Below are 23,737 nucleotides of genomic sequence, written 5' to 3'. Positions count from 1 at the left end.
ATTTTATGGCGCGGATTATAGGATAATTTAACTACATTTATAAGCATCAGTTTCACTAAAAACCTAGTTTTATTTGTTTTAATTCATAACTTTACTCACTTTGTAACATGACCAAATAGTCTACTATGTTAGACTAACAGTTTAACAAAGCACTGGATGAAATCTGATAACTTGTTCACAATAGGATTTTAGATACAATACAAACTAAACATGAGGGTATAGTTATTCATTTACAGCGCAGTCTCATTTTGCTTCTAATACTAATAATTGGTGGCTGTAATGACATCAAACAATCTTCCTCCTTGGGAGATATTCTAGATATCGGAGTATTAAAAGTTGGCACCACTTATGGGCTAACCACCTATTACAATGGTGCAACTGGGGCAGTTGGCTTTGAATATGAACTGGCTGAAGGTTTTGCAAATTACCTTGGAGTTAAACTTGAAGTTTTCCCGTACTACAATTTAGACGACTTATTTCCTCAATTAATAGATGCGCATCTAGATATGATTGCAGCAGGCATAAGCGTTAGCCCTGAACGATATCAAAGATTCAAGTTTGGACCCGCCTATCAGCGTGTCAGTGAAAAATTGGTATTCAAGCAAGGTGAAGAATGGCCCAGAACTATTAAAGATTTAAAAGGTAATTTGGTTATCGCTGCAGGTAGTAGTCATCATGAATCACTGCTTCGCTTGCAAAAGGAGAATCAACAACTTAATTGGCACGAAACTAACGACAGTGATATGGAAGAATTGCTTGAGATGGTGTTAGATGGAGAACTAGACTACACAGTAGCCGACTCTAATATTTTGGCCTTGATGCGCCGCCGTTACCCTGAACTATCTATTGGTTTTTCCATAAGCCCCGAACAAGACATTGCTTGGGCAGTTAATAAAGATAGGGATGACTCTTTGTTGGCCGCTCTGATTGAATATTTTGGTATCATTCAAAATAATGGAATTTTGGCTGCTTTGGAAGACAAGTATTTTGGTCATGTTCGACAGTTTAATTATGTCGATACTAGAGAGTTCATAAAATCTTCAAGAGAAGTTTTACCTGAATTCAAACCATGGTTTGTACAATATTCGAATGATCTGGATTGGCGTTTATTAGCTGCTATGAGTTATCAAGAGAGCCACTGGCAACCAAAAGCTAAATCTGTCACAGGGGTTCGCGGTATGATGATGCTAACACTGACTACAGCAAAAGAATTAGGTATTGTGTCAAGGTTGGATCCTGAGCAAAGTATTAAAGGTGGGGCAAAATACCTAACTAAACTTCTTAAACGTATCCCAGATCGCATCACTCAACCTGACCGTTTATGGTTTGCACTCGCGTCTTATAATGTGGGATTGGGGCATTTAGAAGATGCTAGAGTATTAACTGAGCGCCAAGGTGCAAACCCTGATATGTGGGTAGACGTAAAAATAAGATTACTTCAATTAAGGCAAAAAAAATACTATAAAACTACTCGTTACGGCTATGCACGTGGCAATGAAGCTGTCGCATATGTAGATAACATAAGGCGTTACTACGACACACTTGTCTGGCTAGACGAACAGCAACCACAAATTTTAGAGCCAAAAATCACACCGGACGAGACGTATTCACAAGATGTTTCAAAGGTGGCTGATTAGGCCACTATTCATAGTAGAATAACGCCCGTGAGAATTATGAATTCATAAAACGTCGCTCGAGCATGCATATCGTTGTCGCTGAGGTTATTGGAAATACATCGCTCTTAAATATTAAGATTAGTCACGGTCAACATATTGCTCCGATAACTAAACTTATCTTGTGAAGCAATGCATTATTAGGATTAAAGTACTAATACCTGTTGAATCTATGTTTTTCAGCGCAGCTAGATCGAAAATAATTTAATGTGAACAACCAAAAAATATATATTGAATCAAAATCAGGCAAACCATTAATTTTATTAATAAGCCAAAAAAGTTTAATTGTCATAAATTTTTAACAACGTTATTTTATACTGATGAAACTTTAATTAGTTTTGATAAGTGTCAACAAATAAATAAACTGGTTCCGTAATGAAAAAACCTTCTACCTTTATCAACAAAAATCGCTTAGGTAGCAACAATAGAAGACGTCAACTACTCAAACGTGTTCATCAAAAAGTAACATCACGTCGCCAAAGTTTTCAAATAATAGAGGCAATTGAAAAATTACCACAAGTCGATTGAAACAGCTTGTCAATCTTTGTTTTTCAATAGTTTCTTTTGTTCCCTGCGCATCTTGAAAAACGCTGATAACTTCTCGCCACATTGCTGAGCTAATACGCCACTTATCACCTCAACGTGATGATTCATTCGAGGGTCACCGAGTAAATCGAGTAAACTACCCACGGCACCTGTTTTGAAATCTGCAGCTCCAAACACTAAACGATGGATACGACTATGGATCAATAAACCTGCACACATAGAGCATGGTTCAAGTGTCACGTATAAACTACTGCCAACCAACCGATAATTCTCAAGGTTTTTCCCTGCTTCACGAATTGCCATAATTTCTGCATGGGCAGAGGGATCGTGTAAACTAATCGACTGGTTCCAGCCTTCACCAATAATCTGGTTATCTTTGACCAAAACCGCTCCTACAGGGATTTCTCCTTGCTGCTGCGCATTGTTTGACAAAAATAAGGCATGGCGCATCCAGTATTCGTCTTGTTCGGTACTCAATAGTTGTATTTCTCTATTCTTGGTTAATTACATCACTCAATTGGCCATTTTCGCCAAAACATATAAGAAAAACTGACTGACAAACTCTAACCATATGATATTTATACACTTAAAATCATGGTCAATAATTTGCTTTGTAATTGGCATAAGCATAAACTTTTTATAAATCATGACAAGTTAAAGGATATAAAAAATGAATATAACAGCAATAGCAATAGTCGCATTGGTATGTTGGGCAATAGTCGAACTAATCAATGGACCAAAAGGTAAGAAAAGAAATAAGCAAGACGCTGACCACATTAACCTTGCGAATGGCTTAGAACATGACATAGCTATCATGCGCGAACGAATTGAAATATTAGAAAAAATCGTAACTGATGAAAAATATGACTTAAATCGTAAATTCGATGATTTGAAAAAAGAAAAAGTCGCCTAAGGTACAACTATTACGCTATTCACATGGAATGATTGAATGCATTTTGTTTGTTATATTAATGAAAATTTGGCTAATGAACTTAACTCATTTTTCTAAGATAGGCGCAAGCATACATACTAAGTAACTTTTTTTGTTCTTCTTTCGTTAGGTCGACTACCCTGGATTGTAAATAATCAGCAGCTGCTTGGGTGTAATGCTCAGACTCTTCGGTACTATTATCGATGGTAATACCATCTATACTGAGCATTTTAGCGGCAACAGAGCCCGTTGGGTAAGATGTATATCCTTGCAGTATTTCCTGATCGATATGTTCAGCCACTTCTTTTGCTGTATTAAACTCTGCAGCCAGTACTTCACCAAAATGAATATGCACTCTACCCTTTTGACCGGTAATACCCTTAACAATGCTTTTAACATCTTCATTATCAGGTTTGTCATAACTCCCTTCACGTTCAACTTCTTGTAGTTCTTTGGCTTTATTGATGTCGCAGGGATCAAACTCATAGGATATAGATACAGGTACAATGCGTAAACTTTGAATATATTGTGAAAACTTAAGGTCTTTAGACTTATTTAACGCCAACATAGACAAAATAGCAGGATTAGTGATGTCGTTACCATCTTTGGCGCGCCCTTCTCTTTGCGCTATCCATATATGCTGTTGCTCAGCGTTTAAAGAGGCCTCAATATACTCACTTAGCAACTTTGCTGCCGATAACTTTTCACGTCTATCTGTGGCTGAACGTTTTACGATAAAACACTTATTTAGCCTGATTAGATCAGCTACCCATTCTTTTTTAAGTAAATTGTCACCTACTGCAATTCGCACTGTATCTAGACCATTGATATGCAGCGCCCAATTCACAAAAGCGGGATCTAAAGCAATATCACGATGATTGCTCATAAACAAACAGGCTTGAGATAAATCCAGCTTATCTAAACCACTAACAGTAAACGATTCTGTAGTAGTGCTAATCATTCGTTCCATATAAGGTTCAACTAAGCGTTGAAAATCTCTATGCGTTGTGACCTTAGTGATTTGCTTGATGATGTAATGACGAGTAAAAAAACCCAGAGTCGGGCGCATAAACCGCGGCCAAGCGCTAAATTTGAAAGCTACTATGCTATCGATAAATTCTTTGTTATTAAAAAGCTTAGGTAAAACGTCAGATAAATCTGAGTCGTCAAAGGGTCGAATTGAATCAAATCTATTAGGCATATTACTTTTTATGGTCCCTACTTCAAAACAGGCGACATATTTTGCCGGTTAATCTGCCAACGAGCAAACTGTTTAAGGGTATTCTGCTCAATACACACAATATTGACTGTTAGCCGAGTAAAAATGCTTTAATTTTCATCAAGCTGTAATGCTTGCCAATTAACATCCACCTGCTCATATTCTGCAGCAACAAATGCGGAGTCTCCACTCAAGGTGACTGAAAAGTCCATGGTGCGAGCAAGTAAACGGCTCAATGTCTGTATCTCGTGCCAATCAAAACTAAATACATTCACTGGTAAGGTACTAAATTGTACTTGTGATTGTTTCCACCAAGCATTGGATTTTGAATTGAAACTGTATACATAAGTTTGTTTAGCCAAACGACAGCTTTTCTTTACCCGTTCAAAGCTTGGCTCGCCAACATCTACCCAAAGATGTAGTTGATCATCTAAACCTCGCAACCAAATATCTGGTTCTTCGATTGCACTTAAACCTTTAGTGAAAGTCATTAGGTTTTCATGGTCTTGATAAGCATGCAAACAAAATACTAAAACTCTCACCATCATCCGCTCTTTGGTTTCTGAAGGGTGTAAAGCAACAGTTAAATTGAGGGAATCAAAATAGTCATGGTTAAGATCGGATACAGATAATTTGAATTTATAAATGGTTGGCTTTAAGGCCATAAGTTAGTGCATCCAAAGTATGAAGGCGTGCCAAGGAGACAGGCTATTATGATAATTTCATTTCAAGAAGTGAGGCTTTAAAGCCTAACTTTTCGTAAGCTCTAAGTGCAGAGTTGTTCTGTGCATAGGCTTCAAGATAAAAATCCTGCATGCCTTGACTTTTACCCCAACTGATTAAGGATTGGATCACCAATTGATTGATCCCACGCCCTCTGTGTGTCGGTGCAACGAACATAAATCCAAGATAGACATGAAAATCATGGGTCAAATGTGCTTTTGACTCCCTGATGCGAGCATAACCAGAACCCACAATCATCCCGTCATCTTCAGCGACTAAAACGCTAGAATTTTCGCTATCAATTAACGCCCCAATATCGTAATAACAAATATACTCAGACTTTAAAGAATCATTAAAAGGTCGCTCTGTAGCGATAATATCTTGCTCAAACTCTTTCAATATCGGCAAGTCTGCTTGTACAGCTGCTCTTATTATCAGGTCACTCATAGGGCGTTTGGCCTTTTTAACTTAACTGATGAATAATTGAGTTATTCCCACTCAATAGTAGTCGTAAAATAACCCTCATAAGAACAATGGTTTGCGAGTACCAAAATAGAGTTTACAAGTAGTTTACAAGTTTTTGGTTTTACTTCTGTGTGCCCCACTATCTTAATATCCTTGTAGTATCAGTAGTTTAGCATTTCTGCTGTTGTAAACGTTGCAACTGCTAATGCCCTACCCACTCAATAGTCGACATGACTCAAACCCCAGTTTTTATAAGGATTTCCGAGGTAGTTTTTACTAGCGTGTAGTAACTAGGGTAAATCTACCCACCCGATTCCAGCAACCATTGCCAGTGTAATGCTCGTAATACCGATCCATTTAAATGCTATTTTCATCTAATGCTGTCCTTTTTTGCTTGCTCACTTCCTGTCTTGAGGCGCATAGGAAGCGAAAGGAATATGCCAAGGGCTTTATAAAACTCTTTGGGTGTCATATATCCTTGATGACCAAATACCTCTGTGCCATCTTGAATAAAGATAATTGTTGGTGTGCCCCATTTTGGTGTTTTAATTTTTAGGTCATTGAGCTGACTCGCTGTTCTATTGATTAGTGGAATCGTTCCTTTGTATTCGCTAGCAACGTCTTGTTCAAATTTTTCACAATATGGACAATACCCATCTGCAACTATTACCACAATATGTTTTCCTTTTAATAGAGAGCTATTATCAAAAGATGGCTCAACAAATGACTTTAAGGCTAATTTTATTGGATAAAAAGGTGCCCACCAAGGCTGATGATCCAAAACGCCTTTTTTGTCTTCACTAAATGCCACTCCAGCGAATAGTATTGCTAAGATTGAGATGACGATTTTGGTTTTCATTTTCTGTTCCCATAAATACTGGTTTTATTCTCTCTGTTACAGCTCTATTCCCACTCAATGGTAGCTGGCGGTTTGCCAGAAATATCGTAAACCACACGGGAAATCCCATCAATTTCGTTGATAATACGATTCGATACTTTGCCTAAAAACTCATAAGGTAGATGTACCCAATGTGCGGTCATAAAATCAATAGTTTCTACCGCTCTTAATGACACTACCCAATCGTACTTTCGCACGTCACCCATTACACCTACCGATTTAACCGGCAAAAATACCGTAAAAGCTTGACTGACTTTTTGATACAAATCTGCAGCGTGTAATTCATCAATAAAAATAGCATCTGCACGGCGTAACAAGTCACAATATTCTTTTTTCACTTCACCTAATACCCGCACCCCTAAACCCGGGCCCGGAAAAGGGTGCCGATATAACATGTCATAGGGCAAACCTAGTTCTAAGCCAATTTTGCGGACTTCATCTTTAAATAGTTCTCGTAATGGTTCCACTAACCCCATTTTCATATTAGCAGGCAAACCACCCACATTATGGTGTGATTTAATTACATGGGCTTTTCCTGTAGCAGAAGCCGCGGACTCAATAACATCGGGATAAATGGTTCCCTGTGCAAGCCACTTAGCATTGACTAACTTTTTCGACTCTTCATCAAATACTTCAACAAATATCCGACCAATAATTTTGCGTTTAGCCTCAGGCTCAGAAGTGTCGGCTAAAGCATCAAGAAATCTATCTTCTGCTTCAATTTTTCGAATATTCAAACCAAAGTGATCACCAAACATATCCATCACTTGTTGGCCTTCATTAAGACGCAGCAAACCGTTATCAACAAAAACACATGTCAGGTTTTTACCAATAGCTCGGTGTAAAAGCATAGCCACAACAGAAGAATCAACACCACCGGACAAACCTAAAATAACTTGGTCATCACCAATTTGTTTTTTCATCTTTACAATTGCATTTTCTATTATAGCGGAGGGTGTCCATAGCTTTTCACAACCACATATGTCTAATATAAACTGAGATAAAATCCTTTCACCTTGCTGAGTGTGAGTCACTTCAGGATGAAACTGAACACCATAAAATTGTTTGTCTTTATTCACAAAAGCCGCAAATGGACAGCTCTCGGTCTTAGCTGTAGTCACAAAACCAGGGGGCGCAGCGCTTACCTTATCGCCATGACTCATCCACACATCAAGTAAGGCATTGCCATTGGCACCTACGTGATCTTCAATGTTTTTAAACAACGCCATCTCACCAACGACTTCGACCTGTGCGTAGCCAAATTCTCGCTTATTTGAACCTTGAACTGCGCCGCCAAGTTGCTCAGCCATCACTTGCATGCCATAACAAATTCCTAGGACAGGCACACCTGCCTGATATACATATTTTGGTGCTCGGGGTGAGGATTCAGCATGAACAGATTCTGGACCTCCAGATAAAATAATACCGTTGGGATTAAATTCTCGAATCTGATCTTCACTAACATCCCATGCCCAAAGTTCACAATAAACGCCAATTTCTCTTACGCGGCGGGCAATCAACTGGGTGTATTGTGATCCGAAATCAAGGATTAAAATACGTTGGTCATGAATATCTAAGCTCATTTTGGTACTCTTGTAAAAAATAAAACGTGAACGCTGCCTGACTAACAAACAACGTTCATTCGAGATAACACAAACTAACCTAAGCGGTAGTTCGGTGCCTCTTTAGTAATACTCACATCATGCACATGAGACTCCCCCATACCAGCAGATGTCACTTTGACAAATTGTGGTTTAGTACGTAACTCTTCAATAGTAGCGCAACCAGTCAATCCCATTGCTGAACGCAACCCACCCATTTGTTGGTGAATAATATTAGAGATAGGTCCTTTATAAGCAACACGGCCCTCAATGCCTTCAGGAACTAACTTTTCTGCACTTTTACTGTCTTGGAAATACCTGTCAGAAGAGCCATTGCTTTGATCCATAGCGCCCAAAGAGCCCATGCCACGATAGGATTTAAAATAACGGCCTTGATATAACTCCACTTCACCCGGCGCTTCCTCAGTTCCTGCCAACATGCTACCAACCATCACAGAACTAGCACCTGCAGCCAAAGCTTTTGCAATATCACCAGAAAAGCGAATGCCACCATCAGCTATCACTGGCACATCAGTACCTTTAAGAGCTTCAACGGCATCTGATACTGCAGTTATTTGTGGCACCCCACAACCAGTTACAATACGAGTGGTACAAATTGAACCTGGGCCAATTCCGACTTTAACAGCATCAACACCCGCATCAGCTAATGCTTTGGCGCCCTCACCTGTGGCAACATTACCTGCAATAAGTTGCATGTTGGGATAATCTTGACGTACTTTTCTCACTCGGTCGATAACGCCTTGCGAATGACCATGTGAAGTATCAATCAGTAATACGTCAACCCCAGCTTCAATTAATGCTTTAATACGTTCATCTGTTCCTGGTCCAACACTGACAGCGGCTCCAACTCGTAAGCGGCCCAATTCGTCTTTACAAGCGTTGGGTTTACTTTCTGCTTTTTGGAAATCTTTAACAGTAATCATGCCAGTCAATTTAAATGCATCATCAACTACAAGAATTTTTTCTATGCGGTATTCGTGCATTAATTCAAGCACTTGTTCAGAGGGAGCTCCCTCTTTAACTGTAATCAAGTCATTTTTCTTGGTCATAACACTAGAAATGGGTTGCTCTAGCCTATTTTCAAAACGCAGATCACGACCGGTCACTATACCGATTAAGTTATTGTCTTCATCCACTACGGGGAAACCAGAGAAGCCGTGTAATTTGCACAAGGTATTAATTTCACCAATAGTGGCTGTGGGTAGAACGGTAACAGGGTCAGACACTACGCCACTTTCGTATTTTTTGACTGTTCGTACATGTCCAGCCTGTTGTTCTGGCGTCATGTTTTTATGAATAAATCCGATACCGCCTTCTTGTGCCAGTGCAATAGCAAGACGCGCTTCAGAAACAGTGTCCATAGCGGCAGAGATCATGGGAATATTTAAACTAACACCACGGGTTAATCTTGTTTTAAGATTAGCGGTGTGAGGGAGAACAGTTGAGTGCCCTGGTACTAACAAAACATCGTCAAACGTAAGGGCTTCTTTAGCGATCCTTAACATGCAATATCACCTATAAATGCTGATTTAATTGCGGCGCAATTCTAGCGGCTTTAGGCATATCAGTCTAGATATATATCAGATTTGTCAGTAAATCAGGTAAACTTCTTCATAATATTTTATCAGAGCACCCACCAATCAATGTTTCCTGTCCAAAATACCGCAAAAAACATCCTTACTGTTAGTAAACTCAATCGCTTGGCCCGCTCAGTTTTAGAGACCAAAATTGGGCAAATCTGGCTATCCGCTGAAATTTCAAATTTTGTCGCGGCTAGTTCTGGTCATTGGTACTTCACCCTTAAAGATGATCGCGCACAAGTCAAAGGCGCAATGTTTAAGGGTGCAAATCGCAAGGTGCATCAAAAGCCTAAAGAAGGTGACAAGGTTCTAGTTAAAGCAAACATTAGCTTGTATGAGCCTAGAGGTGATTATCAAATCATTGTTGAACATATGGAGCCAGAGGGTGAAGGGCAACTTAAACAACAATTCGAAATGTTAAAACAACAATTAGCTTCAGAGGGAATATTTGCACAAAAATTTAAAAAGCCGATACCCGAAATTGTATTAAAAGTCGGTATTGTTACTTCACCTACTGGTGCCGCTTTGCATGATATTTTAACTGTGCTACAACGCCGTAACCCTGCTATTGAAGTGGTTATCTATCCCAGTCAAGTGCAAGGTGATATAGCAGTTTCGCTTATTTGTGCCGCGGTTACTCAAGCTAACCTCAGGAATGAAGTGGATGTGTTAATTGTTGGCAGAGGTGGTGGCTCTTTAGAAGATCTCTGGAGCTTTAATAGTGAACAGGTGGCAAGAACAATATTCGCCTCTTCCATTCCCATAATAAGTGCAGTCGGTCACGAAATAGATGTGAGCATCGCTGATTTTGTGGCAGATATGCGGGCTCCAACACCTTCAGTCGCCGCCGAACTGGTGAGCCAAGACCAATCTACTTTGCGCAATAAAACCTTAATCCTACAAGACAAGTTACTTAAAGCGTTTCACCGTTTACAACAGGAACTAATTCATCAGCATCAGGCCGTAAAACAGAGACTACTACAAAACCACCCACAAAAGCAGCTAGAGCAAAAAAGTCAGTATGTCGATCAATTACAATACACTTTACAATCAGCAATTAAACAGAAGTTAACACAGGCGAAACAACAGCAAGAGCATATGCAAAATCGACTCTCTTTATCATCACCGCAGCAACTGCTTCAACGTCATCAGCTAAGATTGCAGGAATTACAAACTAAGCTGCAAAGAAGTTGCCAACAACTAGTAGAAATCAAACAGCAAAAGTTATTCAATAATATGCATCTATTAAATACCGTGAGTCCATTAGCGACCTTGGCACGGGGTTACAGCATTAGTTTTAAGCAGGGAAACATAGTTAAAAGTACTCAACAAGTTCAAGTGAGCGATCTATTAGTAACACGTTTAGCAGACGGAGAAATACACAGTGAAATTCACCAGATAAAGAAATAATCACTCAACTAAAAAAACTGAAATTGTGGGTAATATAATGGGTTTGGCACTATCTTCAATCCACAAAAGCAAAAATGAATATTTAATGCTTGAGAAAATAGCTACCACTGCGCGGATGGCTTCACTTTAAGCCTTACAAAAAGCGACTAACTTACTTGAACTCGTAGATAAATATCTAGCAGAAAACAAACAATCTAGCCATGCAATGGCAACAGGCTACAATATTAACTAAAGCAGCGCCTGTCCCGAACCGTCAATCGACATATCAAACAAATTAAAAGTGACTCTCACATTTTCATTAAGGTTAGTTATGTTATTTAGCATTTTTATGCAAACGCATAAGTTGCCTACGCTTACGACGTTGTGAATCATTTAAACTGCTGTGATCTGTTTGGAAAGGATTTGCGCTCTCTCTGAACTCTATTTTGATTGGCGTACCCATGACTTTTAATGATTTACGGAAATAATTCATCAAGTAACGTTTATAGGAATCCGGTAAATCTTTTAGCTGATTACCATGGATAACGACAATTGGAGGATTGTATCCACCCGCATGGGCATATTTCATTTTAACACGACGGCCTCGCACTACAGGCGGCTGATGGTCCTCTTGGGCCATGTCCATGATCCGCGTTAACATAGAAGTATTAACCCGTTTAGTTGCCGAAGCGTAGGCTTCTTGCACCGATTCAAATAAGTGCCCGACTCCCGTGCCATGTAAAGCTGAAATAAAATGTAGGCGGGCAAAATCTATAAAACCTAAACGTCTGTCTAACTCACGTTTGATTTCTTCTTTGATAGTTTTATCAAGACCATCCCATTTATTCACTGCCACAACTAACGATCGACCGGCATTAAGAATAAAGCCTAACAAACTCAAATCTTGATCCGTAATTCCTTCCTGAGCGTCAACTACAAATAACACCACATTCGATTCTTCAATAGCTTGCAACGTTTTTACAATGGAAAATTTTTCCACTGCTTCTGAGATATTTCGCCGTCTTCTGACACCAGCTGTATCAATCAGAATGTACTCTCTTTCGTCACGTTCCATAGGAATAAAAATACTGTCTCTAGTCGTACCAGGTTCGTCATAAACCACCACTCGTTCTTCGCCTAAGATACGGTTAGTAAGAGTAGACTTACCCACATTAGGCTTACCCACTATAGCTAACTTTATAGGCAGAGCTTGCAATCTAGCGAGTTGCTCATCGGCGTCTTCCTCTTGAAGCTCTTCATCACTTTCTTCGGGAATGTGCATATCGGGGAATTGTGCAGCAATAGGCGTAAGAGAATTTTGCAGTAATTGTGTTACACCCCTTCCGTGAGCTGCAGCAATTTGATTCACATCACCCAACCCTAAGGCAAAGAAATCTGCACTTTCACTATCGCCATCAATCCCATCGACTTTATTAGCAACCACATAAACAGGCTTTTCTTGTTTACGAAGATGCTCAGCGATACCTTGATCTGCAGCGGTCATACCCGTTCGGGCATCCACTAAAAACAACACCACGTCAGCTTCTACAATAGCCAACAGGGATTGTTCAGCCATAACCACATCAATGCCTTGTTCATCGCCACTAATGCCGCCAGTATCAACCACAATAAATTGCAATCCTTCATATTTGGCTTGCCCGTATTTTCTATCCCGAGTTAAGCCAGGAAAATCAGCCACCAAAGCATCTCGTGTGCGTGTTAGACGATTAAATAAGGTAGATTTTCCAACGTTTGGGCGGCCAACTAAGGCAACAACGGGTAACATAAATACATATCCTGTAGACAAAAACGGCTTGGAAAAATTCCAAGCCGTTAAAAATTATCAGTGTGTTCCTCTGGCGAAATCACACAAAACTTGTTTTATGGCGTTTTAATAGCCACTAATTTACCATCTCGAGTTTGGGTGTATAAGGTGTTTCCATCAACCACTGGCGAGTGATAAATGCCTTCATCTTCGTCATCACCACCCACTTCTAAGCGGGCGACAACGTTACCATCAGCTTGGTCAAACCAATGTAAATAGCCAAATTTATCGCCTGCCACTAAATAGTTGCCAACGGGGGTAACCCCTGTCAATAAGCGTCCTTTAAGTGCGCCTTGGCTCCATAACTCGACACCATTACGACTGTCTAATGCATAAATGCTACTGTTTACATCGACTAAATATAGTGTGTTGCCCGACAATGATAAACGTCTAAATGATTTGTACTCACGTTTCCAAATAACACGCCCTGTGCGCAATTCAACAGCAGCAACAGAACCATTATATGAAATGACGTAAACATTACCACCGGCCACTAAAGGCTCGCTATCAATATCAACAATTCGTTCTAACTCTGTCACGCCTGTGGCAGCTGAAATGACTTGCTCCCAAGCAGTCTGACCAGTTTCAAGAATATTAACTATCAGTTTGCCGGTTGCAGTACCCCTAATAGCACCACCGTTAACCGCAGCTGGGGAAGATGTACCACGCAATGATAACGGTGGCACATCAGACTCTGACGACCAAACTTCCTTGCCATCATCTGCATTTAAGGCAAATATAAATCCAGAACCTGTGTTAACCAACACAATACCCGCATCAATCGCAGGGGAAGCCAAGACTTCTCCCTTTACCATTGTAATCCACTTTTGTTCGCCGGTATTGGCATCCAGTGCCACAACTTCACCATTCTCAGTACCAAAAAAGACCGTTTCATAAGCAACACTAATACCACCAGCAATTTTAGCTGACATACCATTCGACCAAAGATTGGTTACTCCTGAAGTTAAACCTTTCTCGTCATAAATCGCAAAGTTTTTAGACCATACCTTTTTACCTGTAGCTTGATCGTATGCGTTTACTTGGCCTTGGCGGTTCGCTGCAAATACCTTGTCATAAGCCACTGCTGGCCTAAGTTTTGAATAGAATTTACCAATCCCAACACCTAGATCTGCTGACCAAATTTCGGTTGGGGTAAATTGAACTTGAATAGGCTTGAGCCTTCGAACTTCTAACTCTTCTTCTTCGTAAAACCAATTACTTATTGTTGAACAGCCTGATAACAATACAGTACTGATTAACAATATTAATAAAAAAGATTGCTTCACTATTTTCACCTTAACCATTTGCCGCAACAGCTAAATTATCTAGCTTCATTTTCAAGACTTGATCACGGTTATTAGTTTCCAAAGCAGCACTATAAGCAGCTCTTGCTTTGTCAAATAACTCTTGAGATAGGTATACGTCCCCCTTAACCTCTTGAATTTGGCCTTTAAATGCTTGGTCTGACACCTTATTTGCACTTGTTAAGGCTAATTCAAATTCACCTTGTTCTATTTGAATACGAGCTAAGCGAAGTTGCGCTATTGACTGAACAGCTGATAATTTGGCATTGATGACCACAAACTCAAGTTGTTTGGCCGCTTCAACTAAGTCTTTGCGTTCGATGGCTTGTTGTGCCATTTCCAATGCCATTAATATGGCATAACCTGTGTCACTATGACTATCGATAAAAGACTTGGCTTGACCAAAACCCATCTCACCTTTTTTTAATTCTTCAGAGGCCTTCTGATAAGCAAAAGATGCTTGCTCTTTTGCTTCAATTTGTGAGTCGTTATAATAGCGCCACCCTAAAAGTCCACCCAAGCCTAATAACGCACCAATAACTAGCGATAAGCCATTTTCTTTCCAAAAGCGTTTAATGGCTTCAACTTGTTGTTCTTCTGTTTCGTACTGTTCCATCATCCATTCCTATTACTACTTGGCCATCGAAAGTTTAATGGCACATAATGTTAATTCAGAAATTTACGCTTTTAGACGTTAAATAGTTTTTGCGTAAAGTGAGTTAATTCGTTAATTGAAACTATTTCTTGTGGTTGCTTTTCTCGTAAGTATTTAACTGCAACTTGCTGTGTCTCCATCTCATCCTGACCGATTATAAAAGCGATACTTGCACCACTTTGATCGGCTCGTTTCATCTGTTTCTTAAAATTGCCACCACCGCAATGATTCATCAATTTTATCTGTGGTAAGGCGTCTCTTAATTTTTCACTGACTTGTCTAGCATATAACTCAACAGATTCATCCATGGCTGTGACATAAATATCTACTACCGAAGCTAAATCTTTATCCAATTTTAATGTTTGTAGCATTAACACTAAACGTTCTAGTCCCATGGCAAAACCTACACCCTGAGTGGCTTTACCGCCAAGTTGTTCAACTAAACCATCATACCTACCACCAGCACAGACGGTTCCTTGAGAGCCTAAACTATCAGTGACCCATTCAAATACTGTACGATTGTAATAATCAAGCCCACGCACCAAAGCAGGGTTAACGCGGTATTTGATACCTAGGTTATCTAAACGTTCACATAATCCTTGAAAATGTTTAGCTGATTCTTCATCAAGGCAATCAATCAGTTGAGGGGCATCTTTTACAGCTTTTTGTACTTGTGGGTTTTTACTATCAAGCACACGCAATGGGTTGGTCTGTAGTCGTCTTAAACTATCTTCATCTAACTCAGATTCACGAGTCTTCAGAAATGCCACTAGTTGTTCTTTATAAGACGCTCTAGCTTCAGTTGAACCAAGAGAATTTATTTCTAACGTGACGTTTTGGCTGATCCCAAACTTTTCCCATAACCTTGCACTAAGCAATATCACTTCAGCATCGATATCTGGTCCAGCTAAACCAAATACTTCTACGCCAAATTGATGAAACTGCCTGTATCGTCCTTTTTGGGGACGTTCATGGCGAAACATTTGACCTATGTACCAGAGCCGTTGCTGTTGGTTATACAATAAACCGTGCTCATTTCCAGCACGCACCACACAAGCGGTACCTTCTGGACGTAATGTAAGACTGTCTGAGTTGCGATCAGCGAAGGTGTACATTTCCTTTTCAACGATATCGGTCACTTCACCAATAGAGCGTTTGAATAAATCGGTGCTTTCAACAATAGGCGTGCGAATTTCTTGATATCCATAACTGGCGACCACTTGACGAATGGTAGATTCAACGAACTGCCAAAGCCCTGTCTCACTAGGCAAACAGTCGTTCATTCCTCGAATAGCCTGAATTTGTTTCGACACTAAAAATAATCTCTTATTCAATAATTAAAAAAGCTAAATAGTATAGGGGCTTTATAGATAAACGTAAAATAATGAAGCTAAAAAATGCATAAAAACTAATTAAAATTTACCTATGTCAATTAGTCAGTTAACTAACCTAGTTGCTTTATCTCTATCTTACGGCTTTTATCAAGCTGACTAGCTTTTGCACGAATCCGTTTTTCAAGTTGATCCACTAAGTTATCATTAGATAAACGTTCTTTTTGACGTTTGCCATCCAAGTAAAACCCACTCATGTTGCGCGCGCCGGTTAAGCCCAAATCTGAAATTTCTGCTTCACCCGGGCCATTTACTACACAACCAATAATAGATACATCCATCGGTGTAAGTATGTCTTCCAATCGCTGCTCTAAGGCATTCACTGTGCTTATTACATCAAATTCTTGGCGAGAACAACTCGGGCAAGCAATAAGGTTAATGCCTCTTGAGCGAATACGTAATGACTTTAATATGTCAAATCCAACTTTTATCTCTTCTACAGGATCAGCCGCCAATGAAATTCGGATCGTATCGCCAATACCTTCAGCCAATAACATGCCTAAACCTACCGAACTTTTGACTGCACCTGCACGAATACCGCCCGCTTCTGTGATACCTAAATGTAAGGGTTGGTCAATTTTCTTTGCTAATAATCGATAAGACCCTACAGCCAAAAACACATCTGAAGCTTTAACACTGACCTTAAATTGATCAAAATTAAGCCTATCTAAAATATCCACATGACGCATTGCAGATTCAACTAATGCTTCAGCGGTAGGCTCACCGTATTTTTCTTGTATATCTTTTTCTAAAGAGCCACCATTAACACCGATACGAATAGGAATGCCATTATCTTTGGCACAATCTACTACCGATCGAACTCGGTCCATACTCCCAATGTTTCCTGGGTTAATCCGCAAACAATCCACTCCGTATTCTGCCACTTTTAAAGCAATACGATAATCAAAGTGAATGTCCGCAATCAATGGCACCGTAACTTGTTGTTTAATTAACTTGAACGCTTCAGCTGCTTCCATTGTAGGTACTGACACTCTGACTAAATCGCCTCCTACAACTTGAATACGTTTAATTTGAGCCACTGTTGCATCTACATCTGTTGTTAATGTGTTAGTCATAGACTGCACAGCAATAGGCGCACCATCACCAATAGGTACATTACCTACATAAATACGTTTGGAATTTCGGCGATTAATAGGTGAATCAGAAAACATATTGATATCTTAGCTCTAGTTATTCGGTCATTTATTCAGACAGAGGTAAATTAAATTTGGCAATACGCCCAGAAGGCAGAAAAGACATATCTATGGATTCGCCTGCATAGCGAATTTTCACTACTTCTGGAGCACCTAAAGTAACCACAAAAGGTGGGATACCGTTAACTGGCATGACTCTGCCATTGACTTTTACCCCATAAGCTATATTTTCACCTGTAGCATCGGTCAGATTCAACCAGCAATCACCAGAAAATTCAAATATCAACTTAACTGGCGCTTTAGTTTCGACAATACTTGTTTCAGTAGCATCAGCTAGTACAGCTAAACTGTCTGTATCACTGTATTTTTCTGGACTAATAGATTGATTATCGGTTATTAGCTCTTTAGTAACATTGGAATCATCCGAAGACATATTTACATTAATCTGTGGAGATAATAAGGTCGCGGCATCCGAAGTTAATGTTTGTTCAAGCGGCAATATTTCTTGGGAAATAACATTTTCTGGATATTTAGTCACATTTGATGCGGTGGCGTCTGTTGAGCTTTGTTGAAACCAGTAAATGACCACTAAAGTAATAATCACAGCCGAAATCAGATACGTCACTAACATTAACTTATCATCATTGGACTGATTAGCAACTCTGCGTGAAAAACTTTGAAGTTTAGCAGGTTCTCTTTTTTGAGTACTTAATTTTTCATAAGCGTTTAGGACCTCAGTCTCTTCAACATGAACATGTTTTGCATAGAGTTTTAAATATCCTCTAACAAACGTTAACGAAATATTAATATCGAAGTTGTCTTGTTCAATCTCTTCAATAAGAGCCCTTTTTAATTTGATTTTATCAGCAATGTCTTGGGTCGATAATTTGGCACGTTCACGAGCCTGTCTTAGTATCTGACCGGGTCCTTGAAAAACCGATTCTGGTTGTTGTACTTCTTCATTTACAATCATAGTTAAGCTCTACTCTTCAGCGCTTGGGGCAACTAAAATAAATTTTCACTCCAAAAATAGCCGATGCATCGACCAAGTTGAACCAGTCTACCAGACGTTGCATTTTGATGCTGTAAAGAAGCGAAATCCGATACAAATTTTCGCCTCTGTCAACAATATTGAACTCTGGTATATCTGAGGTTTCTGACTCTACCTGAACATTCTGCTCCAGCTGTTGTCCTGCAACCGCTTCAATTGATTGCGAGATGTCATTAGTTACTGATTTTTAGTCTTTTCCATTTACGAATCAATTATTCTTGGTTGGCGGTGACACTAAACTGTCAGAAGGTGTTTCAGCTAGTGCTGATTCAAGTAACTCTGATACCCTGTTAGATTCTTTGGTGAATATTGGAAGTTTTGCTGATTTGCTAACCTCAAGGAGTCGCTGTTGCTCAGTTAACATTGTTTTTGTTATTGCATCATTAGGATATATCCTTAACAACATTTCTGAATAACCTTTTGCCGCACTTTCGTTGCCTGTGCCACTCTCTATCTTCATTGCCATCAACAGACTTTGCGGGCTTAACTGAGCAATTTTTTCATAACGTCTGAGAATAACTCTAGCTTCTTGCCATTGTTGTACTTCAACTAATGAACGTGCAAGTAAAAACAGACTGTTAGCTCTTCCTGGTTGGTGATTAACTGCATTACGTAAGTATTGAATGGCGTCTTCAGGGTACCCTTGACTTCGGCTACAGAGGGCTAAATTTTCATAGGTTTCAGCGCTGGAAATATAACTGCTGGTATTCACTGCTTTAAGAAAAAATTTTTTGGCTTTTTGGTACTTACCATTCTGACATAAAAAAGCCCCGTAATTGTTAGCAATGTTGGGGTTTTTTGGTTCAAGTTCCATGGCAAATTGATAAGAATTTTCAGCTTGCTCTAACTCATTCACACTTTGATAATAATAAGCCATAGCAAAATTAGCGTCTGCTGACTTGGGTGCAAACTCTAACGCTTTGTCTAAATTAAATCTTGCTTGGCTAAAGTTACCATTTTTAAGGTAAGTCAAACCAAGAGAAACACGTGTTTTAGCAGCTTTTAAATAATCAAATTTTTGGTCATGATTTTGGTTACTTTGACTGATACACCCGCTGAGTAGCAACAGGACAATAAAAACACTACTGATAATTTTTAGCATGGCGTTCATAAGAACCTTTTAGATATATTGGCTATAAAAATCTATTGAGTCATTTTGATTGAAATATTCTCGCCCTTCAGCTGTTTTTTCAACACTCTATTTGTACGATCAACTACTTCACCCACTAACTGTCCACAGGCAGCATCGATATCATCACCTCTAGTACGACGAACTACGACTATGAGTCCATATTCCATAAGAACTTTAGAAAAACGATCAATCCTTGAATTACTTGAACATGTATATGGCGAGCCAGGGTATGGATTAAATGGAATAAGGTTTATTTTACATGGCGTGTCAGACAATATTTTTGCAAGTGCATGCGCTTGATCAGTGCTATCGTTAATTCCATTTAACATCACGTACTCAACGGTAACCTTACCTTGATTGGCGTTTGATTTGGCTAAATATCTTTTTACGCTGGCTAAAAATACATCAATTGGATATTTTTTATTAACTGGCACCAGCACATCACGTAATGCATTATCAGGAGCATGTAATGATATAGCCAACGCTACGTCTATTTGGTCGCTCAACATATCAAGTGCAGGCACCACACCTGAAGTACTTAAAGTCACTCTGCGTTTAGATAATCCAAAAGCGAGATCATCCAACATTAGTTCCATGGCAGGCACCACATGTTTAACATTCAGCAAGGGTTCACCCATCCCCATCATCACAACATTTGTGATGGGACGTTTGGCAGTATCATTATTCAAACCTATTGTTGTCGCGACTCGCCAAACTTGACCAATAATCTCAGACACTTTTAAATTACGATTAAATCCTTGCTGCCCAGTAGAACAAAAAGTACATTCCAGCGCACAGCCTACTTGTGAAGACACGCATAATGTCGCTCGGTCACCATCTGGTATCCAAACCGTTTCAACTTCTTGGCCACCTTCTAACTTTAATGCAAATTTGATGGTGCCGTCTGCAGCAGTTTTTTGAAAAGCTATTTCTGGTGCTTTGATTTCACATTTAGACTGAAGTTTAGTTCGCAAGGTTTTATTGAGGTTCGTCATTTCATCAAAATCTGCCACGCCTTGTTGGTATATCCATTTCATAATCTGTTCTGCTCTGAAAGGTTTTTCTCCCATCTCATTAAAAAAGGCACGTAAACCTTCACGTGTAAAATCAAGCAAGTTAATTTTTTTAGGTTGGGTAGATACCACTTCAGTTGACACAATAAACCTCAATACTCAAACAAAACAGCTACCATTTTAACCGATTACTCAGCTTTTGCAGCACATATAACAAATAACACAAAAGGGAGCCTAGGCTCCCTTTAATATAGCAGATTTAGTCTTAACGAGTGCGTGGGCAGATTTCTTCATCACTAAAGAAATAAGCGATTTCACGAGCTGCTGATTCAGGTGCATCTGAACCGTGACAAGCATTCTCATCAATTGAAGCAGCATAGTCAGCGCGTAAAGTGCCCGCTAGCGCTTCAGATGGGTTTGTAGCCCCCATAATTTCACGATTTTTCAAAACAGCATTCTCACCTTCCAACACTTGAACCATAACTGGACCAGAGGTCATAAAAGATACTAAAGCAGCAAAAAATGGACGTTCGCTGTGCTCAGCATAAAACCCTTCCGCTTGTTCTTTGCTTAAATGCAGCATTTTAGACGCGACTAATCTTAGACCCGCAGACTCAAAACGGTTGTAAATAGCACCGATGACATTTTTAGCAACTGCATCAGGCTTAATGATAGAAAAAGTGCGCTCTAAGGCCATTTTCTTAACTCCAGTATTAGTAATATTTCGTCCTCAAGGGACACATAAAATTTCGCGCGAATTATATGCAATTAGAGGGCAAATACATAGTATAGATTGCATATTATTCTGATCTCCCTAAAATCAAGGTTGGTGTAATTTAGAAACGAGGTGTGCTTGATTAAATTTTTGGTACTTATTCCTGTAGTGTTATGTTTGGTTTGGTTTATATATTTGAAAAAAAAGGGCTATAGCTTGGGAGATGGAAAACAAGGGTTTATATATATATTCACCTTTTGTGCTGTGATTGCTGTTTTTTATAGTTCCTTGTTGTGGATATCTAAATAAGGAGGTTTCAAAACACGTTGTAAGCCATCCAAAAATAATAAAAAAGAGCGATTGACGCTCTTTTTTATTATTTTTGGATGGCACAATTCAAATTATTGGAAAATTTCAATATCTGCTTGCGCTTTTAAAGACTCGATTACTGCACCATATGATATTTGAGATTTACTTGATGCAAGACGACTTTGTAATGAAATTAATTGTTGAGCATCTGCATCTGCAGCTGAGTTAACCTGAGTCAGTTGAACTAAACTAATATCACCAGTGACTAGGTCAACGACGCTTGTATCTGCTACAGATAGTTTAAACAGAGCATCAAGAATATTCTGTGACAAATCTGCATCATTTCGAGTTACCCCTTGCTTCTCTTCCCAGTTAATTTCAAGAGTGGATAATTTAGCATTAACGTCCTCACCATCAGACAGTGCTGTTTTTAATTCAAAAGCCCAATCTCTTGAAAGCTGTTGAGCAGATTGTGCAGTTAATATCTGTTGTATTTGTTCTTTGACCTCATCTATAGATTTGGTTCGTTCAGGTTCGTGTTTGGATACTCTAACAACCATAATGTGATTACTGTTCAACTCAAACACTTCACTATTAACCGCATCTTCAATTAACTCAGAACTGAACGCACTGTTTAATACGTTAAGGTTAGATACACCTTCTGGTGCATTCACTCGACTAAACAAACCTGTTGTAATAATCGATTTCCCAGCAACGTCTGCAACTTCATCAAGATTGTCAGGAACCTCAAAAGCTACTTCTGAAATCCTTTGACTAAGCTCGTAAAAACGGTCCTCTGCTTTTGACGTTTTAACTTTTATTGCTATCTCTTCTTTTACGTTTTCAAAGGAATTAACTTGCTCTGGCTTAATATCAGTTAACTTTATAATGTGATAACCAAATTCACTTTTAACAACACCACTCACTTCACCTTTGTAAGTTAATGCAAATGCCGAGTCTTCAAACACAGGGTCCATGATTCCTCTGCCAAACCAACCTAAATCACCACCATTTTCAGCGCTAAAAGTATCGCTTGAAAATGTTTTAGCTAGTTTAGAAAATTCTTCTCCAGCTTGTATTTTGGCCAAAACATCTTCAGCTTTAGTCGCAATCTTTTCGTCCTCTTCAGCACTTTCAAACAATATATGCGCCGTTTTACGTTCTTCATCAGTACGATAATCAATGAGATTTTGTTGATAGTACTGTGTAAGCTCATCTTCATTGACTTCAATCGAAGGCAATAAATCTTCTAATACCAGTTCAACATAAGACAAACTAACTTTCTGTTCTGTATCAAACTGACTAATATTACTTTGATAGTAATCTAAAATTTCATCATCACTGATATTAACTTGTTCAATAAATTTAACCGCAGGAATGTTTAAGTAACGAATGTCACGAGTTTGCTGTTGCAAGAGGTGTGCTGTTTTTGATTCACCGACTAATCCGAATTCGGTTCCGATTAATGACTGTGAAAGTTGCCTACGCACCATATCTACTCGCATGTAATCTCTAAAGTTATTAGTTTGGAAACCAGCTTGGCGTAAAAGAGCAAGATAACGGTCGTTATCAAATTTACCATCGACTTGAAATTCTTGCATTCCCACTATAGCTAACTTAATTTGATCATCGCTGACTCTCAAGCCAATCTCTTTTGCTGCTTGGTCAAGCAATTTCTCATTAATAAGGCGGTCTAATATACCTTGTCGGAAATTTTGTAAGTATGCAGTATCACTTGCTAATGTAGCAAAAGCATCACCAAACTGAGATTCCATTCGTGAACGCTCATTTTGATAAGCACGTTCTAGTTCATCAATGCCAATTTCTTCACCATTAACATTAGCAGCTGCGCCAGGAGAAGATGAATTGATATAACTCCCTACACCTGCAAATACAAAACTTAAAATGACTAATACTAAGATCCCCATTGCCCAAGGGCCTTGTGCTCCTTCTCTAATTCTTTCCAACATACTAAATTCCAAACTCCAAATGAGCTGTTTGTTATAAGGGCTAAAGACGCCTATTTAGGTTGTCTTAGTTTCAATTCCGCAATATTATATACTAACCGTGTTCATTTATTAATGATTGTTTGTAGTGAATTAAAAATATCTGGTGAGCGATATATTTAAGATTAAAAAATGA

At 39.1% G+C, this 23,737-nt stretch carries 21 protein-coding genes; 4 read left to right on the top strand and 17 right to left on the bottom strand.

Annotated elements, in window-relative coordinates:
* Positions 1-248: 248 nt before the first annotated feature.
* A complete protein-coding gene (gene mltF / locus Q0Y52_RS06595) occupies positions 249-1,637 on the top strand; it encodes a membrane-bound lytic murein transglycosylase MltF (protein WP_366939257.1) in 1,389 nt (462 codons plus the stop codon).
* Between the two features lie 411 nt (positions 1,638-2,048).
* Entirely contained in the window at positions 2,049-2,201 is a 153-nt protein-coding gene (locus tag Q0Y52_RS06590; RefSeq protein ID WP_297819662.1) for a hypothetical protein, read from the top strand.
* 9 nt (positions 2,202-2,210) lie between these two features.
* On the opposite strand, the gene tadA is transcribed toward Q0Y52_RS06590, so the two are convergent.
* On the bottom strand, positions 2,211-2,696 hold the full coding sequence (gene tadA / locus Q0Y52_RS06585; protein ID WP_297819659.1) for a tRNA adenosine(34) deaminase TadA: 486 nt from the start codon (positions 2,694-2,696) through the stop codon (positions 2,211-2,213).
* Positions 2,697-2,889: 193 nt separating this feature from the next.
* On the opposite strand from tadA, the gene Q0Y52_RS06580 reads away from it, so the two are divergent.
* The gene (locus tag Q0Y52_RS06580; RefSeq protein WP_297819656.1) at positions 2,890-3,132 is read left to right on the top strand and encodes a hypothetical protein; all 243 of its coding nucleotides are present in this window, start codon (positions 2,890-2,892) and stop codon (positions 3,130-3,132) included.
* 79 nt (positions 3,133-3,211) lie between these two features.
* Here the strand turns inward: Q0Y52_RS06580 and Q0Y52_RS06575 are convergent, their stop codons facing one another.
* From Q0Y52_RS06575 to guaB, 6 genes are all read right to left on the bottom strand, one after another.
* Positions 3,212-4,351 carry a 1-acyl-sn-glycerol-3-phosphate acyltransferase gene (locus tag Q0Y52_RS06575; protein ID WP_297819653.1) on the bottom strand — a complete coding sequence of 380 codons (1,140 nt, stop codon included), beginning with the start codon at positions 4,349-4,351 and terminating at the stop codon, positions 3,212-3,214.
* 128 nt (positions 4,352-4,479) lie between these two features.
* Positions 4,480-5,034, bottom strand: a complete 555-nt coding sequence (locus Q0Y52_RS06570; protein WP_297819650.1) for a YaeQ family protein — start codon at positions 5,032-5,034, stop codon at positions 4,480-4,482.
* Between the two features lie 46 nt (positions 5,035-5,080).
* Positions 5,081-5,539: a GNAT family N-acetyltransferase gene (locus Q0Y52_RS06565; RefSeq protein WP_297819647.1), complete on the bottom strand. Its 459-nt coding sequence runs from the start codon at positions 5,537-5,539 to the stop codon at positions 5,081-5,083.
* A gap of 388 nt (positions 5,540-5,927) precedes the next feature.
* Entirely contained in the window at positions 5,928-6,416 is a 489-nt protein-coding gene (locus Q0Y52_RS06560) for a thioredoxin family protein (RefSeq protein ID WP_297819644.1), read from the bottom strand.
* 44 nt (positions 6,417-6,460) lie between these two features.
* Positions 6,461-8,038: a glutamine-hydrolyzing GMP synthase gene (gene guaA / locus Q0Y52_RS06555; RefSeq protein ID WP_297819641.1), complete on the bottom strand. Its 1,578-nt coding sequence runs from the start codon at positions 8,036-8,038 to the stop codon at positions 6,461-6,463.
* Positions 8,039-8,112: 74 nt separating this feature from the next.
* Positions 8,113-9,582: an IMP dehydrogenase gene (gene guaB, locus Q0Y52_RS06550; RefSeq protein ID WP_297819638.1), complete on the bottom strand. Its 1,470-nt coding sequence runs from the start codon at positions 9,580-9,582 to the stop codon at positions 8,113-8,115.
* A gap of 138 nt (positions 9,583-9,720) precedes the next feature.
* Between guaB and xseA the strand changes: the two genes are divergently transcribed.
* Positions 9,721-11,067 carry an exodeoxyribonuclease VII large subunit gene (gene xseA, locus Q0Y52_RS06545; protein WP_297819636.1) on the top strand — a complete coding sequence of 449 codons (1,347 nt, stop codon included), beginning with the start codon at positions 9,721-9,723 and terminating at the stop codon, positions 11,065-11,067.
* 313 nt (positions 11,068-11,380) lie between these two features.
* Here the strand turns inward: xseA and der are convergent, their stop codons facing one another.
* The 10 genes from der to Q0Y52_RS06495 all read right to left on the bottom strand — a co-directional run bounded on the left by der (position 11,381) and on the right by Q0Y52_RS06495 (position 23,565).
* Positions 11,381-12,832 (bottom strand): ribosome biogenesis GTPase Der, encoded by a 1,452-nt coding sequence (gene der, locus Q0Y52_RS06540; protein WP_297819634.1) that lies wholly within the window; start codon positions 12,830-12,832, stop codon positions 11,381-11,383.
* A 95-nt stretch (positions 12,833-12,927) separates the two neighbouring features.
* Positions 12,928-14,157: an outer membrane protein assembly factor BamB gene (bamB, locus tag Q0Y52_RS06535; protein WP_297819631.1), complete on the bottom strand. Its 1,230-nt coding sequence runs from the start codon at positions 14,155-14,157 to the stop codon at positions 12,928-12,930.
* A 10-nt stretch (positions 14,158-14,167) separates the two neighbouring features.
* On the bottom strand, positions 14,168-14,791 hold the full coding sequence (locus Q0Y52_RS06530; protein WP_297819629.1) for a tetratricopeptide repeat protein: 624 nt from the start codon (positions 14,789-14,791) through the stop codon (positions 14,168-14,170).
* Between the two features lie 71 nt (positions 14,792-14,862).
* A complete protein-coding gene (gene hisS / locus Q0Y52_RS06525) occupies positions 14,863-16,143 on the bottom strand; it encodes a histidine--tRNA ligase (RefSeq protein ID WP_297819626.1) in 1,281 nt (426 codons plus the stop codon).
* A 131-nt stretch (positions 16,144-16,274) separates the two neighbouring features.
* A complete protein-coding gene (gene ispG / locus Q0Y52_RS06520) occupies positions 16,275-17,393 on the bottom strand; it encodes a flavodoxin-dependent (E)-4-hydroxy-3-methylbut-2-enyl-diphosphate synthase (RefSeq protein WP_297819624.1) in 1,119 nt (372 codons plus the stop codon).
* A gap of 31 nt (positions 17,394-17,424) precedes the next feature.
* Positions 17,425-18,348, bottom strand: coding sequence for a RodZ domain-containing protein (locus Q0Y52_RS06515; RefSeq protein ID WP_297819621.1), 924 nt, complete (start codon positions 18,346-18,348; stop codon positions 17,425-17,427).
* 286 nt (positions 18,349-18,634) lie between these two features.
* Positions 18,635-19,528, bottom strand: a complete 894-nt coding sequence (gene pilW / locus Q0Y52_RS06510) for a type IV pilus biogenesis/stability protein PilW (RefSeq protein WP_297819617.1) — start codon at positions 19,526-19,528, stop codon at positions 18,635-18,637.
* Positions 19,529-19,569: 41 nt separating this feature from the next.
* Positions 19,570-20,715, bottom strand: coding sequence for a bifunctional tRNA (adenosine(37)-C2)-methyltransferase TrmG/ribosomal RNA large subunit methyltransferase RlmN (locus Q0Y52_RS06505; protein WP_297819614.1), 1,146 nt, complete (start codon positions 20,713-20,715; stop codon positions 19,570-19,572).
* 121 nt (positions 20,716-20,836) lie between these two features.
* Entirely contained in the window at positions 20,837-21,268 is a 432-nt protein-coding gene (gene ndk, locus Q0Y52_RS06500; protein ID WP_297819611.1) for a nucleoside-diphosphate kinase, read from the bottom strand.
* 419 nt (positions 21,269-21,687) lie between these two features.
* Positions 21,688-23,565, bottom strand: coding sequence for a SurA N-terminal domain-containing protein (locus tag Q0Y52_RS06495; protein ID WP_297819608.1), 1,878 nt, complete (start codon positions 23,563-23,565; stop codon positions 21,688-21,690).
* Between the last annotated feature and the right edge of the window lie 172 nt (positions 23,566-23,737).

Source organism: uncultured Paraglaciecola sp., assembly GCF_943787955.1.
GTDB lineage: Bacteria > Pseudomonadota > Gammaproteobacteria > Enterobacterales > Alteromonadaceae > Paraglaciecola.
The sequence above is the reverse complement of the archived record's forward strand: the minus strand, read 5'-3'. Positions and strand labels throughout refer to the sequence as shown.

Excerpts from the sequence above, each read along its gene's own strand:
- Q0Y52_RS06590 (WP_297819662.1), top strand. The coding sequence starts at position 2,049 with ATGAAAAAACCTTCTACCTTTATCAACAAAAATCGCTTAGGTAGCAAC.
- ndk (WP_297819611.1), bottom strand. The coding sequence starts at position 21,268 with ATGGCCTTAGAGCGCACTTTTTCTATCATTAAGCCTGATGCAGTTGCT.
- ispG (WP_297819624.1), bottom strand. The coding sequence starts at position 17,393 with ATGTTTTCTGATTCACCTATTAATCGCCGAAATTCCAAACGTATTTAT.
- Q0Y52_RS06575 (WP_297819653.1), bottom strand. The coding sequence starts at position 4,351 with ATGCCTAATAGATTTGATTCAATTCGACCCTTTGACGACTCAGATTTA.
- xseA (WP_297819636.1), top strand. The coding sequence starts at position 9,721 with ATGTTTCCTGTCCAAAATACCGCAAAAAACATCCTTACTGTTAGTAAA.
- guaA (WP_297819641.1), bottom strand. The coding sequence starts at position 8,038 with ATGAGCTTAGATATTCATGACCAACGTATTTTAATCCTTGATTTCGGA.
- guaB (WP_297819638.1), bottom strand. The coding sequence starts at position 9,582 with ATGTTAAGGATCGCTAAAGAAGCCCTTACGTTTGACGATGTTTTGTTA.
- Q0Y52_RS06570 (WP_297819650.1), bottom strand. The coding sequence starts at position 5,034 with ATGGCCTTAAAGCCAACCATTTATAAATTCAAATTATCTGTATCCGAT.
- pilW (WP_297819617.1), bottom strand. The coding sequence starts at position 19,528 with ATGCTAAAAATTATCAGTAGTGTTTTTATTGTCCTGTTGCTACTCAGC.
- Q0Y52_RS06495 (WP_297819608.1), bottom strand. The coding sequence starts at position 23,565 with ATGTTGGAAAGAATTAGAGAAGGAGCACAAGGCCCTTGGGCAATGGGG.
- der (WP_297819634.1), bottom strand. The coding sequence starts at position 12,832 with ATGTTACCCGTTGTTGCCTTAGTTGGCCGCCCAAACGTTGGAAAATCT.
- Q0Y52_RS06560 (WP_297819644.1), bottom strand. The coding sequence starts at position 6,416 with ATGAAAACCAAAATCGTCATCTCAATCTTAGCAATACTATTCGCTGGA.
- Q0Y52_RS06580 (WP_297819656.1), top strand. The coding sequence starts at position 2,890 with ATGAATATAACAGCAATAGCAATAGTCGCATTGGTATGTTGGGCAATA.
- Q0Y52_RS06530 (WP_297819629.1), bottom strand. The coding sequence starts at position 14,791 with ATGGAACAGTACGAAACAGAAGAACAACAAGTTGAAGCCATTAAACGC.
- Q0Y52_RS06515 (WP_297819621.1), bottom strand. The coding sequence starts at position 18,348 with ATGATTGTAAATGAAGAAGTACAACAACCAGAATCGGTTTTTCAAGGA.
- Q0Y52_RS06565 (WP_297819647.1), bottom strand. The coding sequence starts at position 5,539 with ATGAGTGACCTGATAATAAGAGCAGCTGTACAAGCAGACTTGCCGATA.